13 protein-coding genes are annotated in these 15353 nt (G+C 70.4%); 4 read left to right on the top strand and 9 right to left on the bottom strand.

What is annotated here, in order from left to right; all coding sequences use genetic code 11:
* Nucleotides 1–154 precede the first annotated feature (154 nt).
* The 3 genes from BM362_RS43125 to BM362_RS48605 form a co-directional block, all read right to left on the bottom strand.
* On the bottom strand, nt 155–394 hold the full coding sequence (locus BM362_RS43125) for a hypothetical protein (protein WP_093577069.1): 240 nt from the start codon (nt 392–394) through the stop codon (nt 155–157).
* Between the two features lie 203 nt (nt 395–597).
* Entirely contained in the window at nt 598–2760 is a 2163-nt protein-coding gene (locus BM362_RS43120; RefSeq protein WP_208865516.1) for a helix-turn-helix domain-containing protein, read from the bottom strand.
* A 62-nt stretch (nt 2761–2822) separates the two neighbouring features.
* Entirely contained in the window at nt 2823–2966 is a 144-nt protein-coding gene (locus tag BM362_RS48605) for a hypothetical protein (RefSeq protein ID WP_198545147.1), read from the bottom strand.
* A gap of 466 nt (nt 2967–3432) precedes the next feature.
* Here BM362_RS48605 and BM362_RS43115 point away from each other — a divergent pair, with 466 nt between their 5' ends.
* Both BM362_RS43115 and shbA read left to right on the top strand, forming a co-directional pair.
* On the top strand, nt 3433–4392 hold the full coding sequence (locus BM362_RS43115) for a hypothetical protein (protein WP_093577067.1): 960 nt from the start codon (nt 3433–3435) through the stop codon (nt 4390–4392).
* A 283-nt stretch (nt 4393–4675) separates the two neighbouring features.
* A complete protein-coding gene (gene shbA / locus BM362_RS43110) occupies nt 4676–5326 on the top strand; it encodes an RNA polymerase sigma factor ShbA (protein WP_067576380.1) in 651 nt (216 codons plus the stop codon).
* A 106-nt stretch (nt 5327–5432) separates the two neighbouring features.
* Here the strand turns inward: shbA and BM362_RS43105 are convergent, their stop codons facing one another.
* Nucleotides 5433–5849 carry an STAS domain-containing protein gene (locus BM362_RS43105; protein WP_067576379.1) on the bottom strand — a complete coding sequence of 139 codons (417 nt, stop codon included), beginning with the start codon at nt 5847–5849 and terminating at the stop codon, nt 5433–5435.
* Nucleotides 5850–6108: 259 nt separating this feature from the next.
* Between BM362_RS43105 and BM362_RS43100 the strand changes: the two genes are divergently transcribed.
* The gene (locus tag BM362_RS43100; RefSeq protein WP_067576378.1) at nt 6109–6816 is read left to right on the top strand and encodes a S1 family peptidase; all 708 of its coding nucleotides are present in this window, start codon (nt 6109–6111) and stop codon (nt 6814–6816) included.
* A gap of 47 nt (nt 6817–6863) precedes the next feature.
* Here the strand turns inward: BM362_RS43100 and BM362_RS43095 are convergent, their stop codons facing one another.
* The 4 genes from BM362_RS43095 to BM362_RS43080 all read right to left on the bottom strand — a co-directional run bounded on the left by BM362_RS43095 (nt 6864) and on the right by BM362_RS43080 (nt 12947).
* A complete protein-coding gene (locus BM362_RS43095; protein ID WP_093577066.1) occupies nt 6864–10061 on the bottom strand; it encodes an ATP-binding protein in 3198 nt (1065 codons plus the stop codon).
* Nucleotides 10058–10684 (bottom strand): hypothetical protein, encoded by a 627-nt coding sequence (locus tag BM362_RS43090; protein WP_067576377.1) that lies wholly within the window; start codon nt 10682–10684, stop codon nt 10058–10060. The genes BM362_RS43095 and BM362_RS43090 overlap by 4 nt, the downstream gene beginning before the upstream one ends.
* Before the next feature lie 76 nt (nt 10685–10760).
* Nucleotides 10761–12368, bottom strand: coding sequence for a KGGVGR-motif variant AAA ATPase (locus tag BM362_RS43085; RefSeq protein WP_067576376.1), 1608 nt, complete (start codon nt 12366–12368; stop codon nt 10761–10763).
* A gap of 3 nt (nt 12369–12371) precedes the next feature.
* Nucleotides 12372–12947: a TIR domain-containing protein gene (locus tag BM362_RS43080; protein ID WP_093577065.1), complete on the bottom strand. Its 576-nt coding sequence runs from the start codon at nt 12945–12947 to the stop codon at nt 12372–12374.
* A 179-nt stretch (nt 12948–13126) separates the two neighbouring features.
* On the opposite strand from BM362_RS43080, the gene BM362_RS43075 reads away from it, so the two are divergent.
* Nucleotides 13127–14080: an SEFIR domain-containing protein gene (locus BM362_RS43075; RefSeq protein ID WP_067576374.1), complete on the top strand. Its 954-nt coding sequence runs from the start codon at nt 13127–13129 to the stop codon at nt 14078–14080.
* Nucleotides 14081–14443: 363 nt separating this feature from the next.
* Here the strand turns inward: BM362_RS43075 and BM362_RS43070 are convergent, their stop codons facing one another.
* Nucleotides 14444–15349: a serine hydrolase gene (locus BM362_RS43070; RefSeq protein ID WP_093577107.1), complete on the bottom strand. Its 906-nt coding sequence runs from the start codon at nt 15347–15349 to the stop codon at nt 14444–14446.
* Nucleotides 15350–15353 lie beyond the last annotated feature (4 nt).

The following is a 15353-nucleotide window of genomic DNA, read 5'->3' as shown; positions in this document are numbered from 1 at the left end:
ATACCCGCAACGGCCAGCCCTCGTGCCCCGATCACCACCCCTCCGGACGGGGAACAACCGCCAAGCTCGCCGACCACGCCAACCACCGCCCATCCCCACGACACCCAACCCCCCGTGCCCCGCCCACTAACCCTCGTGGACAGAGAACAACCGCTCACCCCCGCAACACCCAGCCCTCCTGCCCGCTCGCTAACCCTGCGGACAGAGAACCGCCCACCCAGCCGAACACCGCAGCCACGCCAGCCCGCCGCTCAACCCCGCCGAACACCACAGCCACGCCAACCCCCCGCAACACCCAGCCCTCGCGCATCGCCGCAGCGAGCACTCGGCTGTCGACGATGGAGGCGCCGTACTCGCCCGCTGTCCGCAGCGCGGCAGTCGCTTCTACCGGCACGCCCGGAACCGCGGATCTCACGAGCCAGACCGGCGGTTCACCCGCCCGCCTGGGTGGGTCCGAACTCGACAGACCCGGCGCGCCGACCTCGGCCCAGTCGCCTCCGCAGAAGGCAGCGCCCCTCCGCGGAAGGCAGCGCCCGTCCGTCGCACGCAGACGAGCAGGTCGCACGCAGAAGAGCAGGACAGGAAAGGCGAGTGGCCTCACCGAAACTCAGCCCGCGCAGCCGCCTCCCCCACTGTCACCGGGTCCAGGTCCGGATGGGCCGCGTCGGCCCGTTCCCATTGCGCAGCGGCCTCCTCCGCCATCCCTTGCGCCGCAGCGACATTCCCCGAACCCAGGTAAGCCCGTGCCGCCTCGTGCGTGCTGCCGCAGGCCTCCGCGCGGGCCGCCGCTTCTCGGTAGGCCGACTGCGCGTCCGGATGATCCCCCGCACGGAACCTCGCCCAGCCAAGGCAGTTCAACCCCATCACGACGTCCAGTTCCAGCCCCAGCTCCTCGAACACCGACAGCGTTTCCTCGACCAGACGGGCGGCTTCGGCAGGCCGTCCCAACGCTGTCAGGACCAGGGCGACACCCCGCGTCGTGATGGCGCCGCTGCGTCGGTTGCCGGTCAGTTCGTAGAAATCGGCCGCGGAGCGCAGATCGCGCAGGGCTTGTTCGTGGTTGCCCCGGTAGTGCTCGGCCCACGCGGCATGCGCCAGCGCGGTCGCTTCGCCGTGGCGGTCGCCGATTTCCCGGTACTCCCGCAGGGCCTGACGGTAGCACTGGGACGCCTCGTCCAGATCGCCGCGATCGACGTAGGCGATTCCCAGGTTCGCGGCGGTCGTCGCGGCGGCCCAGCGGTTGCCGACGGCCTCGGCGGCGGCGCGTGCCCAGCGGTGCGTCGCGATCCACGGGTCCCACAGTTTGGTCAGGTAGAAGAATCCGCGCAGGAAGAACGCCAGCTGCCAGCAGCGCTCGGTCTCCCCGGTCCGGCGGCAGAGCGCGACCAGGTTCGGCCATTCCGCACGGAACCAGGCGATCGCGCTGTCCTGGTCCGGGAATTCCACCTTCGGCAGCCCAGGCGGGTAAGTCACTTCCGGGCGGTACCGCGGGCCGCTCATCGCCCGGTCGGCGCGTTCCGCGGTCGCCACCGAGAAATCGGCCAGGCGGCGGAAAGCGTCCTCGCCTGCGACGCCGGAGCCGGCGAAAACCTTGACCAGGTCGTGGAAACCGAACCGGCCCAGTTCCGGCTGCGTCAGCAGGTACGCCTGGTGCAGGCGGTCCAGCAGGCGTTCGGCCTCCACCGCGTCCAGGCAGCCCAGCGCTTGCGCGGCGGTGACGTCGAAGTCCGGGCCGGGGTGCAGGGCGAGCAAGCTGAACAGCCGTGCTTCCGGCTGCTCCAATTGGCGGACTGACAACCGGAAGGCGGCAGCCAGGCTTCGTTCGCCGTCGTCGAGTTCGCCCAGGCGGCGGGTCTCGTCGGCCAGGCGGCGTTCCAGTTCCGCGACGTCCCACGCCGGGTGGGCGCGCAGGCGAGCCGCGGCGATCCGGATCGCCAGCGGGAGGCGGCCGCAGCGGTCGGCGATCCGCCGAGCGGCGTCGGAGGTCGCGCCGGTCAGCACCGCGACCAAGGCGGCGGCCGCGGCGGAAGGGAGGACGCCCAGCGAGACGTGCTCGGCTTCGTCCAATGCGGGCAGCCGGCTGCGGCTGGTGATCACGACCCGGCATTTCGGTTCCGCGGGCAGCAGCGGGCGCACTTGCCCGGTGCTGCCCGCGTTGTCCAGCACCAGCAGGAAACTCCGGCCGCGCAGGCAAGTCCGGAACAGCGCCGCGCGGTCGTCGGGATCGGCCGGGATCCGGTCCGCGGGCACCTCCAGGATCCGCAGCAGACGGTCGTGCGCGTCGGCCGGCGTCACCGGTTCGCCGGAGGTGCCGCGGAGATCGAGAAAGAGGCTGCCGTCGGCGAAGGAGGCTTCGAGCCGGTACGCGCACCGCACCGCCAGTGCCGTCTTGCCTGCCCCGCCCATCCCCGAAATGACGCAGACTCCGCCGTCGGACTCGAGAATCTCGCGCACCGCCCGGGATTCCGCATCGCGGCCGGTGAACTCGGCGGTCACCGGGGGAAGGCCGGACGGGCGGACGTCCGGCCGGGTCCGGCGTTTTCCGGTTTCCGCGGGAACCAGTGCGATAAGCGCACCTGGAGTACCGAATTCGGATTCACACAATGCCGCAAGTGTGGAATTCGGGGCAGCGAGGCCGGTTTCGACCTTGCTCAGGTACCCCTTGCTGTAATGCACCCGTCCGGCCAGTTCGGTGAGCGACAGCCCAGCCGAGGTGCGCTGCCGCCGCAGTTCCGCTCCGAACGTCGCGCGCGCTGTCATCCGCCCCCACCTTCTTCTCGCTCCCAGTATGACGATCCGGCAGACGCCGGGCCGCGGTTTTCTCACGGCGCGGTCCGCACCGGCACCGGCACCGCGGCCGGAGCCGGTCCGCCCGGCTGGCCGAGGGCGAGTCCGGACACGAGCGCGACCCCGGCGAGCCACAACGCGGCGCGGACCAGCAGGGAAAACGAACAGACGACCTTCACGACAAGCTCCTTCCGAGGATTTCCGCCTGCCTGATCAGCGGCTTGTCCCGAGAATGCGGGAGCTCGCGGCATTCGGGGAAGGAGTTTCCTGTTTCCGCCTTAATCGCGTGAACGGCGTACCGGAGGCAACGCCGGAGCGGGATCGCCCGCGCCGCGGCGAAAGACGTCCGGCCGCGGCAAGCCGGGGACCAGCCCGCGCACCGGTCCGGCTCGGGCGCAGGTTGCGAGATCGCGATCCGGGCAGCTGACCGTTCGCAGGCAGCATGGGCGAGAACAGTCACCCGCCGTTTCGGGAAGGCGCCATCCGAGCGAATTTCCGCCGCGGATAAACCCGGTCGCACCAGCCGGATGCGGAATGGGAAATCATTCCGGTCACAGTCGGTGCGCCGGGTGCGGACGAGGCTGGACATCGGCGCCCGCATTGCGCAACAGTGGCTGCGGGCGGGGAGACGCGAGGGAGGAACGGGTGGAACCGAACGCGGCGGACTTGGTCGCGGAATTGAAAGTTCTCCGGAAGGGGCGCGGCGTATTCACCACTCCGCTCGGGATTCGGGTCGGCCCGGTCCTGCGCGAGGTGTGCGGGATTCCCGGCAACGCGGAGAACGTCGAGATCCGCGATCGGCTCGCGCACGTGCTGGAGCCGCTGGCCAAGACGCTCCCGGACGACCTCCGGATCGCCGTGCTCGCGGCGTTCGCGATGCTCGAGCCGGCGCGCAAGCCGTTCTACCAGGAGCGGGTGCACTGGGCCGCGCGCGAGCTCGACCGCGACGACCGCACGATCCGGCGGCGCATCGACGAGGGCATCGAGCACGTCGCGCACCTCGCGCTCGCCGGCCCGCGCGAGGGCGGCGGGCGGCCCGCGCCCGAGGGCAGCTGGCACACCGAACTGCTGCGCGTGTCCCTTGCGCTGGACCAGGAGCGGCCCGAGGTGTTCGAGTTCCGGCGGATCGTCGCCGACGCCGACGAGATCGCCGAACTGGACCTCGCGCTCACCCTCACCACCACGTCCGCGACCTCCGGCCCGGTGCGGGAAAGCGATCTGGACGTCGACGTCTTCCACGGCGGCACGCTGGTCCGCCGGGCGATGGAGTCGAGCGACCGGGTCGGGCTGGCACTGCAGCTGGCCGAACCGTTGCCGCGCGGGAAAACGCACGACCTCGCGCTGCGGTTCCGCGCGGAATTCCGGCATCCGCACTACGTGTGCGTGCCGCGCCATCCGGTGGACCGGTTCGACCTGCACGTGCGCTTCCCGGCCGCGCCGCCGACCGAAATCGTGCGGCTGGACCGCGTGTTCCAGGACGACGCACGGGATCTGGGCGCACGCGGCGACGTGGTGAGCCCGGACGGCTCGGGCGAGGTGCACCTGCGGTTCGACCGTCTCGCGCCCGGTTTCGCCTACGGCATCCGGTGGAGCCCGGCCGGCTGAACCCCGCCGGCCGGGCCCGGAGCCGGTCAGTGCGTGATCATCGCGATTCCCCTTCCCGCTCGGGAGTCCTCCGACCGCACCGGGATCGCCGCCGCGCCGCGCCGCGCTACCGGCGGGCAGAACCTGTCCAAGATCTGTCCAAGTCCGGGCGAATTCCGTTGCCGCGCAACGGACAGAAGCTGGACAACACCTGCGCGGGCGCAACGTCCGCGCCCGGGCGGGCGACTCCCGGATCGAGCGGGCGAGACCACCGCGGCCGCCCGTAGGAAAGGACCGACCCCCTATGCCCACCGCCACCGTGCCCGAACCCGTCGAAGGCTACGTCCCGCTCGCCGCGCTGCCGCGCCCGTCCGGGCTGGCGCAGCGTCTGGAAACCGTGGTCCGCGCGGCCCGCGACGGCGTCCCCGGCGCGGCTCCGGAACTGCTGGCGCTGCTGAAACCGGTGATCGCGCGCTACTGCCGCGCCCGCATCGGCGGACGCGACCTGTCGTACCTGTCGGCCGACGACGTCGCGCAGGAGGTGTGCATCGCGGTCCTTCAGGCCGTGCGCGGCTACGAGGACCGCGGCGGGTCGTTCCTGCATCTGGTGCGCGCGATCGCGGCGAACAAGGTGGCCGACGCGTTCCGCGCGGTGGCGCGCGACCGCTCGCGGCCGGTGTCCGACGTCCCGGAGAACCCGGATCTCGGCGACGGTCCCGAATCGCACACGCTGACCGCCGACCTCGGCGCCTCGCTGGGCAGGCTGCTGGCCGGGATGCCGAAGCTGCAACAGGAAATCCTGACGCTGCGCGTCGTCGTCGGCCTGACGTCGGCCGAAACGGCGAAGGCGCTGGGGATCTCGCCGGGCAACGTCCGGGTGACGCAATGCCGCGCGCTGGCGAAACTGCGCGACTCGATCCAGCAGCAGGGACTGGCCGAAGCGCTGCTGGCGTGAACTCGCACCATCGCCGGAGCTGGTCCGGGCCACTGGCGGAAAAATCTCCGAAGTTCACCCGCTCGGGCCACCTCGACGGCGCGGGCGGGCCCGGATCCGGACCGGCTCAGCCCGCGTCGAGCCGCCGTTTCATCCGGCGCAGGAACGCGATCCGGTCGGTCTCCACGCGGACCGCCGTGCGGTCCGGGTAGATGTCGAACACCCCGGTCATCCCGGTTTCGGCCAGCCTGCGGCCCGCCGCGCCCGAGGGGTGCGCGAGCAGCCGCAGCACCACGCCCTCGGCGGCCGCGCGGTCCTGCGCGGCCCGCAGGACGTGGACGCCCGCGTCGCTCAGCTCGCTCAGCCCGGTCAGGTCCAGCACCAGCGCCATCGGGCGTTTGGCCAGCGCGAACGTCACCGCCCGCACCACCACCAGCGCGGTGCCGGCGTCGAGTTCCCCCGCCAGCAGCAGCGTGAGCACGTCGAGGTCGTCGTAGCGGTACGACGACTTCAGCCGTGCCGATCCCTGTGAGCCGGCTTCCATCCGCGTGCAGCGCTCCCTGTCCAGGCGGGGCCCGTCGCGCCCGCTCGTTCACCCGACACCATTCTGGACCTCGCGGCATGGTGACCGCGCTCACAGTCGGTGTCGGCGCCTCGTCACCGCGGGCTGGTCCGCTTGCCCTACGACGAAAGTCGGGAACTGACTCGGCCCGACCTTCGGCGGGTTCCGTCATTTACCGACATTCACGACGGTGGGTCAGTACCTGACCGAACCTCCCCGTACCCACCGGAGATGATCACCAGTGCGAATCGCGCGTACCGCCGCAGTCCTGTCCGGCCTGGCCTTCGCCGCCGTCGCCGCGGCGGCCCCGGCCACCGCCGCCCCCGCTCAGCCCGCCATCATCGACGGCGGCACCGCCGACTCCCTGCACGCGGCCGCCCGGATGTTCGCCGGCGGCGAGGAACTCTGCTCGGCCACGATCATCGCCCCCGACTGGATCCTCACCGCCCGGCACTGCACGCAGGGCGCGGGCGGCAAGCAGATCACCTTCCACGTCGGCAGCCTCGACCAGACCCAGGGCACCGAGGTTTCGGCGACGTCGGTGCACGACTCCCCCGACGCCGACATCTCGCTGGTCCAGATCGACCAGAAGGTCCAGACCGAGTACGCGCCGCTGGGCACCGCGAGCGACGTCAACGTCGGCGACACCGCGCAGGTCTACGGCTGGGGCGCGACCTGCACCGACCAGCCGGAGATCAACTGCCAGTCCCAGGTGCTGAAGGTGGCGAACGTCCAGGTCACCTCGGTCGACTGCCCGGACGGCGCGGCCGGTGTCTCGGTGTGCGCCAACCGCGGCGACGGCATCACCGCGGGCGGCGACTCCGGCGGCCCGATGTACGCGGGAGGCAAGCAGGTCGGCGTCGCCTCCACCAGCGACCGCCAGTCCTACACCGCCTACATCAACGTCACCCAGTACCGCGACTGGATCCAGTCGGTCGCGGGCGTCTGATCCGCAGCGGCCCGGGTCCGGACGGATCCCGGGCCCGGGCCGCTGTTTCACCCCTGCCCGCCCCTGGCCCGCGCGAGCACCTCTTCGAGGCGCAGCGGGCTCGCCGGGTGGTGGCTCAGGCACAGCGGCGTCGACACCCGCCGGAACCCGAACGCCTCGCCGGACACGTAGAACTGGGCCCGCTCCAGCCGCGAGATGTCGGCCACCGGACTCCCCTTCGCCCGCGCCATCTCGTTCGCCGCGGCGATCTGCGCCGGGCTGTTGAGCCGCCCGAAGAACTGCGTCATCGCGTTGCCGGCGATCTGGTTGTGCAGGCCCTTCGGCGCCTGCGTCGCGAACAGCAGCCCCAGCCCGTACTTCCGGGCCTGCGCCGCGAGCACGATCGTGCTGCGCGTGCTCGCGGTGAGCGAACCGGACGCCGCGAGCGTCTGCGCCTCGTCCATCACGAACAGCGCGCCCAGCGGCCGGTCCCCCGCCGGATTCCGCTTGATCCACGCGAACAGCTCCATCTGCAGCTGGTTCACGAAACTCCGCCGCTGCGCCTCGGCCGGCAGCCCGGCGAAACTGATCACCGAAACCCGCGCCCGCTTGCCGTCCGCCGGAGCGAGCAGCAACGCCGGGTCGACCGGGGTTCCGGCTCCGGCGAACAGCGGGTCGTTGACCATCGCGGCCTTGAGCAGCTCCGCGACCTCGGCGGCGATCTTCCGGCCGCCGTTGAGATTCGTGACGCCCTCGGGCAGATCTTCGAGGACGTCGATCAGCTCCGGCAGACTCCGCGACCCGGTGCGGGCGTGGTGCACGATCGTCTGCCGCAGCACGGCCAGGCCGATGTCCGCCTTCGCGGTGCTGCCGGTGAGCCGGGCCTGCGGCGCGAGAGCGGCGACCGCCACCTCGACTGCCGCGGAGAACTCGTCCTCTTCGTCGAGCACCCCCGCGAAGTCCGGCAACGGCTCGAACCCGAGCGGCCGCCCGGCGGCCCGGCCCGGTGTCCAGACGACGACGTCGGTGCCCTCGAAGTAGCGCTCGGCGAGTTCGGCGTCTTCGGGCCCCCAGCCGTTCGGCGGACTCGGCCACGGGTCGCCGAGGCGGGCGAGGTCGTTGTTCGGGTCGAGCACGATGGACGACACGCCGAGCAGCGCGCATTCCTCGATGATCCGGCGCAGGAGCACGGTTTTCCCCGACCCGGAACCGGCGAAGACGGCGGCGTGCTTGCGCAGGGCGGACAGTTCGATGCGGATCGGTTCGCCGGATCCGGCTTCGGCGCCGAGGGTGAGGGAGTCCTCGGGCGGCGGGTGGGTTCCGTCGGAACGAGGGGCTTGAGCGGTTCCGGTGCGGTGCGGGCGCGGGGTCGGCGAGGGGGTGAAGAGGGAGGGCTGGGCAGCGGGCGTCGCGTTTGCGGGCAGCGGGCTCGGCGGTGCGGGCTTCGCAGGGCCTCCGGAACGCACGGCGGCGTCGGGCAGGACTCCGGACAGCAGCTGGGAGCGCCGGGCCGGCCTGCGGTCGATGAGCCACTCGTGGACGTCCGGGCCGCCCTTGACGAACATCTCGTCCAGCGCCCAGAACGTGCGGACGTCCGCTTCGGACATCTTGAGCCGCCTCCCTCCGGCCGCTTCGAACGCCTGGAGCTCGGCCTGGGTCTTTTCCCCTTTGGACCACGAGGAGTTCCGGATCAGCACCAGATGCCGGTTCCCCGCGCCCGCCCGCAGCCCCGCCGCGGACCGGGCCTTCCGGAACCGGCTGAGCACGGCGATCGGGTTCTTCGCCGAGATCGCGCGGAACGCCCAGTGTTCTTCCAGATCCTTGGCCTCGTCGAGGGTATGGGTGAGCCAGGCGTGCAGTTCGTCCTCGCTGACGCGGGTGTCCCACTCCATCTCGTCGTCGCCGACCTCGGTGATCCAGCCGCGCAAGGCGGCCGAGAGCAGCCGGGGCATCACCTCGTCCTCAACCTTGTGGTCGAGCAGCGCCGACGGGTCCGCCTCCGCCCGGAGCTGGTCGAACCACTCGTCCAGTTCGGTGAAGCGATCGGGTTTCGGTTCCGGACGCGCCGGCAGCACCGCGCGGACGTCCGGATCGAAGGAAGTCATTTCCTGCACCTGTTCGGCGCGTACGCACGCCTCGATGTGCGCTCCGATCCGCTTCAGCATCTCACGCGGGGTGCATTCCTCCCACGGTTCGTCGAACGCAGCGGGCGCCACCGGCCAGGTGGCATGCGGCGGAATGAAATCCATTGCGGCGTAAGCGAACCCGAGTCGGCGCTCGACCAGCTGCTTGCCGACCCTGGCGTCCAGAACCCGGCCGAGGGTGGTCGTTTCCCGAAACCTGTCGCCGACGGTGTCGGCGGCCTTGACTTTGATCTGCGTCCACGTCGCGGGCAGGCAGGCGAGAACGGTCACGGTCCGCCGGGTGACCTCGCGGAGCTCCATCAACCCGTCAGCGATCTGGGCGACGAGCAAGTCGTCCTCTCGTCTTTGCCGCATTTCCCTCGCGAGCAAAGCGGACCGGGCCACTAGTGTGTCGAGCTGGTCGACGCCGATCACGAGCGGGCCGGTAAGCGCAAGCAGACGCGTGATGTCGTGAACCTGCTCCAACGACGCCTTCGGCTTCGCCCGGATGCCCCACTTGCGCCGAGTACCAGACCTTGCTTCCTCGAAGCGGCCGAGATACTCGTCGCCGATATCGTTCTGAGTCAGGTCCTCCGCAGCGTACAAAGCGAGCGCGCGGGCTGTGTCCGCGCATTCGACCCCGACCTGCCGATCGAGCTTGCGCAGCCCCAGCACGAACGCGTCGAGGTGTGCTCGGCTCAGCCCGCGTCCGCTCAGCAAGGCCGAGGCACTTTCCCATGGCACATCGCCGCGCTCGCACACACGCCGCAGGAAACCTCGCACCTGCGGTTCTCCGGAAGCGTCCGCGCGCAGGAGGCCGCGGCGCAGGGCGTCGGCGGTGTCTTCCCAGAACGCGTCGCCCGAAGTGAGGTCGTTGAGGAAGAAGTACCCTCCGGCGCGATGGACCGCCCGCCGGACCATCCCGAGCAGATGGGTCTTGCCGACGCCCTTGTGCCCCTGCATCACCAGACCGATCGGGCTCGGTGCGTCGCTCGCCGCCGCATCGCGAATGCCCACGTCGATCGCGGCCATCACCTCTGGGTGCAAGCCGTCGACGTGGTACGGCGAATCACGCCACACGTGGTCGGGCGTGTCCGCCCAGTCGAACCGCAGCGTCGCCAGGACAGCCAGGTGTTCGATCATGACGCCTCGATCGAGAGCAGATGATTGTCCTCACCGCCGATGCGCACGGCCGCCTCCCGGTCCGCCGGGGTGAGCGCCTTCCGGTTCGACTCGGGCACCAAGTGCGCTTGCCCGGTACGACTCAGCTGTTTGAGCACCGCGTCGACCTCAGCCGTCGCGACGCCGCCGAGCAAAGGCCGGAGGTCGGCCAGCCCTACCCAATCGCGCGGCTCGTGCGCGAGCTTCCGGTACGCAGTCCTGATCAGCTCTTCCAGGTCCACCGCCTGCGGAGCATCACTCCCCGCGAACACCGCCCTCAGCGAAACGTTGTGCAACCGCAGATACTCGAAGAACCCGTGCAACGCCAAGTAAGCCACCACGGTCAGCGTGCTCCGCACCGGCTCCGGCGGGGTCAGCGCCGCCAGTTCCTCCTCGCACCAGTCCCAGCCGGGGTCGGTGAGCCGGTGCACGAACGCACGCCCGGATTTCTCGCTGCTGACGTACTTTTCGTTGAGCTTCAGCCGGTCCCTCCCGTCGAGCGAGAAGCCCGCGACTTTGCGCAGCTCCGGGTTCGACATCTCCCGGCCGTGCACCATCAGCGCGATCATCGCCGCGGACTGCTTGTGGCTCAGTCGTTCGTGCATCCGCCGTCCTTCCTCGGGGTACCCCGGCCGCGGGCGCGGACGGGGCGTACTGGGGGTCGAGCCGGGCGAAACGCGGCTAGCCGCCGTTCACCCGCACATCAAGCACTTGCTGAGCCCAGGCCAGGGCTTCGCGGACGGTGAGCGGCGGCGGCATCGCGCCGTCGTCGCGGCGCGGGCGCAGCAGCACGGCAAGGTCCGCGCCGAGCTCCTGTGCGCGCACGCTGTCCCCGGCTCCGACCGCGCCCGGCATCTCGCTGGCGAATTCGCCAACGAGGTCCCACAGCTCCGGGCGCAGCCGGGCGTGTTCAGCTTGCCGCAGCAGGGAAACCAGATCGGCCTGACCGGTGTCGACCAGGGCCCGCCCGGCACCGATCTCGTCGGCGAGGCTGCGGGCGACCTTCAGCGCTCCGTTCATCGGGCCGAGTTGCAGATACCGCACGCTGCCGAGATAGCCGGAGAGGTCCCGGGGGTCGGTGCCCTCGGTGAGCACCAGGATCAGCTTGCGGTCGTGTCCCAGCGTGCGGTGCAGGAACAGCTCCGCCTCCGCCGATTGCCATCGGCTCGCCTTGCCGTCGATCACCAGGCACAGGTGCCGGGCCTCGGCTTCCGCGCGGCCGAGCCGGGATCGGTCGCCCGACAGCGACTTCCCCACCCGGATCCCGAGTCTTTCGAGTTCGTCGGCCACCGCGCGGGAAGCCGTCAGGTTCGAGCGCGGCATGCTCACCTGGATGTCGTAGGCGAAATCCTTCTTCTGCGGGCGCACCGCGGCCACGTAAGCGTCGCGGTTTTCTTCCAGCAGCTCGGTGCGGTCGAAGGAGTGCGCGATCACCGCGGCGACCGTTTCGAGTGCGAAGCCGACCTGGTCCGCGCCGGGACTTTCCTCGTGCAGCACTGGAAGCTGCTCGCCGAAGGTCCAGTACGACACGTACGGCAGGGTGAGGTGCCGGGCCATCACTTCCGGCAGGACGTCCTGGTCCAGCCAGGATTCGAACAGGCTTTTGGTCTCCTCGACGCAGAACTTCCGCCATTTCTCCGAGCGGTCGTACTCTTCGCGCGTGTCGAACCGCGAGAGCACCGGGAGCACCGGCAGCTGCGGACGGTCGTAGGGCAGGGCGTTCCGGGCGACGTTGGCCCGTTTCGCGATGTCGACGGCGCCGCGAACACTTTGCCGGTTCGCGGTGTAGAGGACGACCAGCCGGTCCGGCAGGTGCGCCGCGCAGATGCCGCCGACATCGGAGATCCCGGTGCGGCTGTCGAGGAGAACGTAATCGTAGTTCGCGGTCCAGTGGTCCCGGCACTTTTCGAGATACGCGCCGAACCGGTCGTCGTACAGGCTTTCCCAGTCGATTCCCTGCACCTGCGCGGGATAATCGGTACTGTCGCGGCCGGCGGCGAGGAAATCGAGCGTGCCGGGCGAATTGCCGCCCGGGGCCAGCCGGAGGATGTGCCGGTCCGGCCGCACGGTTCCGGCACGGAAGTCGGTCACGAGGTCTACTACGCCGCCGTCGGGCTCGCGGTCCAGCATCGGCCGGAAATAGTCGCTCAGGCCGGGCGCTTCGAGGTCCCAGTCGACGCACAGCACGCGATGGCCCCAGCGCGCCAGCAGCACAGCGATGTTGGCCAGCGCGAAACTGCGACCGACGCCGCCCTTGAACGAGTAGAACGTGATCACGGTGCCGGTCATCGGTCAGAACTTCGGAACGCGGGAGGTCGGCGGGTCGTCCGGCACCGGGGTGAGCACAGGCCAGCCCGGCTGCCACGGAGGAGCCGCGCTGATCAATTCCTCCAGCTCCTGCGCGACCTCGTTCATCTTGTCGTGGAAACCGATGTACTTGGGCGAAATCTGGAAATGTTCGTACGGGTGGTTCCAATCGGTCAGGTTCTGCCAACGGCGCTGATGCGCGAACGGCGGGAAATTCTTCGAATCAGCGTAGATAACCGGGTATATCAGCGTTGCCGGGCGTGCGCCGCCGACGAGGTTCTCGCGGTGCGCCATCGATGCCCATTCGGCGAGGCACCACTCATTGTAGAAGTACTGGCCGGATGCCACCGGGACGAGAATCCTTGTGCGCTGCAGCGCATTGCGCAGTTCGTCCGGCCAGCGGTCGCCGACTCGCACCGACCCGTCGAAGAACACTCGGACCTCCCGGTCGAGGTTGCCGTCCAGCAGTTCGCACAGCCGCGGATGGAAATGGTTACGCACCCACCGGGCGATCGGGTCGGCGGTGCGCAGGTAACTGATGAAAACGTCGTAGTGATACACCTGGACAGCGCTCCCCGTCGATTTCCGCGTCCTGGCGATCCGGGACTCGGACCACGACGATACCTTTGGGAAAGACCCCGGCAAGGGACAGATTCTGGACACTTTGTGGCCGAAAACCCGTTGCCGCCGGCCGGACCCGAGACTGGACCGGTCGCCGCCGCCGGAATTCGAGGAGCCCGATGTCCGCCCCCGCCCCGCCCCGGATCTTCATCAGCTACGCCCACGACACCGCCGCCGAGCACTACCGGCAGGTCGGGACCTTCGCCACCTTCCTGCGCGCCCGGATCGGGCTCGACGTCCGGCTGGACCAATGGGACGACGCCTCCCGGCTCGACTGGTCGGCCTGGGCGATCCGGAACATCCGCGCCGCCGATTTCGTGCTGGTGATCGCCTCGCCGAACTACCGGCGGCGCGCGGACGGCGAGGCGCCCTTCGACGAGGGCCGCGGCTCCCAGTTCGAGGCGCGGATCATGCGTGACGCGCTCACCCGCGACCTGGAGCGCGAGACCACCCGCATCCTGCCGGTGGTGCTGCCCGGCGCCTCCGTCGAAGACGTCCCGGCGTTTCTCACCCCGTATTCCACCACGCATTTCCGGATTCCGGATTTCACCGAAGACGGCGTCGCCGGTCTGGTCTCCGCGATCACCGGGCGCAGCCGGAACGAGCGTCCGGTGCGCGGGATCTGGCGCGGGGCGACGGATTCCGCACCGGGTCCGGTGCCGGCGACCGAACTGCCGTGGCGCGAGAAGAGCGCGGACGTCACCGCCGGCTCAGCGCGGATCGACGGGATCAGCTACGAGCACAGCGTCGTTTTGCGCACCGCCGGGCCCACTTCCGGGGCGTGGGCATTCGCGGAGATCGACCTCGGCGGCTCCTACGCGCATTTCACCGCGGTCGCCGGAGTGCTCGACGACGCCGAGGACGCGGATTTCCAGATCGGGCAGTTCTGCGTCCGGCTCGACGGGGAGATCCGCCACCTCGACCATTCCGCGGCCGGCAGCCCGCGGCACACCGAACTCGACGTCACCGGCGTCCGGCGGCTGCGGCTGGAGATCCGCCGCCCCGCGGCGGGCCCGGCCGCCCGCACGACCCGTCCGGCGGCGCTGGCCTGGGGAAACCCCACCCTCCGCTAGCCGCCCCGGCCACGTCTGCGAGGGGAACCCTGGAGGGAATCAGAGTCTTTCAGGGTTCCCCTCCCGAACCTCTCCGCAGGTGTTTCCTCCTCGCCGAGGAAACAGGAAACCCCTTTCCGCCCTCCTTCCCGGATCGCATTCTGGGTGCACGCCGCTCGTTCCGGGCGGTTCGCCGAGAAGCACGGAAACCCGATCAGCCGCGAAATACCGCTATTTCGCGACGGGGTTTTCCGTGCCTGGATCCGGGAGGGAGGTGCGGGAAAATGCAGACGCACGGAATCGTTCTCATCCTCACGCTGCTGGGCCTGGCCTGAGGGGAGGGAACCGGCCGGATTCGCCGCGAGGGCGGATCCGGCCGGCCCGCTATCCGCGAGCGCGCAAGCGGTCCCGCAGCGACCGCGCGACCCGCGCCATCAGGATCTCCGCTTCCGGCTGAATCGCCGCGGGCACCCGGGACTCGGTGAGCGCGGCGACCGCGAACGCCTGCCCGTCCGAGTGCTCCACCACCCCGATCTCGTGCCGCAGGTTCACCAGCGTCCCGGTTTTCGAGGACCACTTCGCGGAATCGGACGCGAAATCCGGCGCCAGCCGTTGGCGCAGCAGGTTTTCGCCCATCAGCTGCCGCACCCGCGCGGACACGTCCGGGTCGATCTTCGACGGGGTCCACAACGCGGTCAGCAAGTCGGCGAACGCGCGCGCCGAACCCGAACTCGCGCGCGAAACATCCAGCTGCCGCACCGGATGCCCCTGCCCCTCGGTCACCGCGCCGATCGCCAGCGAATGCGCGAGGTGCACGTCGGCCGCGGCGAACCGCTCCACCGGCGTGTCGCTCAGCTCGCTCAGCGAATGCCGCACCGAGATGCCGGTGATGCCCCAATCCCGCACCGTCCGCGTGACCTCCGCGGGCGAGGTGAGGGCGAACAGTTCGTCGGCCGCCGCGCTGTCGCTGATCGCGGAAGCCAGGTACATCAGGTCCGCCACCGAAACCCGCGCCGGATGCCGGAACCGCGCCAGCCCGGTCGGCCCCGCGCTCTCGGCCCGGCCGGGTTCGACCTCCACCTGCTGCGCGCCGTCCAGTTCGCCGCGCCGGATCCGGTCCTCGGTGACCGCCACGAGCGGGACCTTGACCAGCGACGCGGTCGCGAACTCCAGGTCGGGCTCGATCCCGAGCTCGCGGCCGGAGCCGAGATCGCGCACGAGGAACGAGCCGCGCAGCCCGCCCTCGTCGAGTTCGTCCCGCAACCGCGCCAGCAGCGCCTCAGTGTTCACGGCG

The organism is Amycolatopsis rubida (genome assembly GCF_900115345.1).
In the GTDB taxonomy this organism is placed as follows: Bacteria; Actinomycetota; Actinomycetes; order Mycobacteriales; family Pseudonocardiaceae; genus Amycolatopsis; species Amycolatopsis rubida.
The sequence above is the reverse complement of the archived record's forward strand: the minus strand, read 5'-3'. Positions and strand labels throughout refer to the sequence as shown.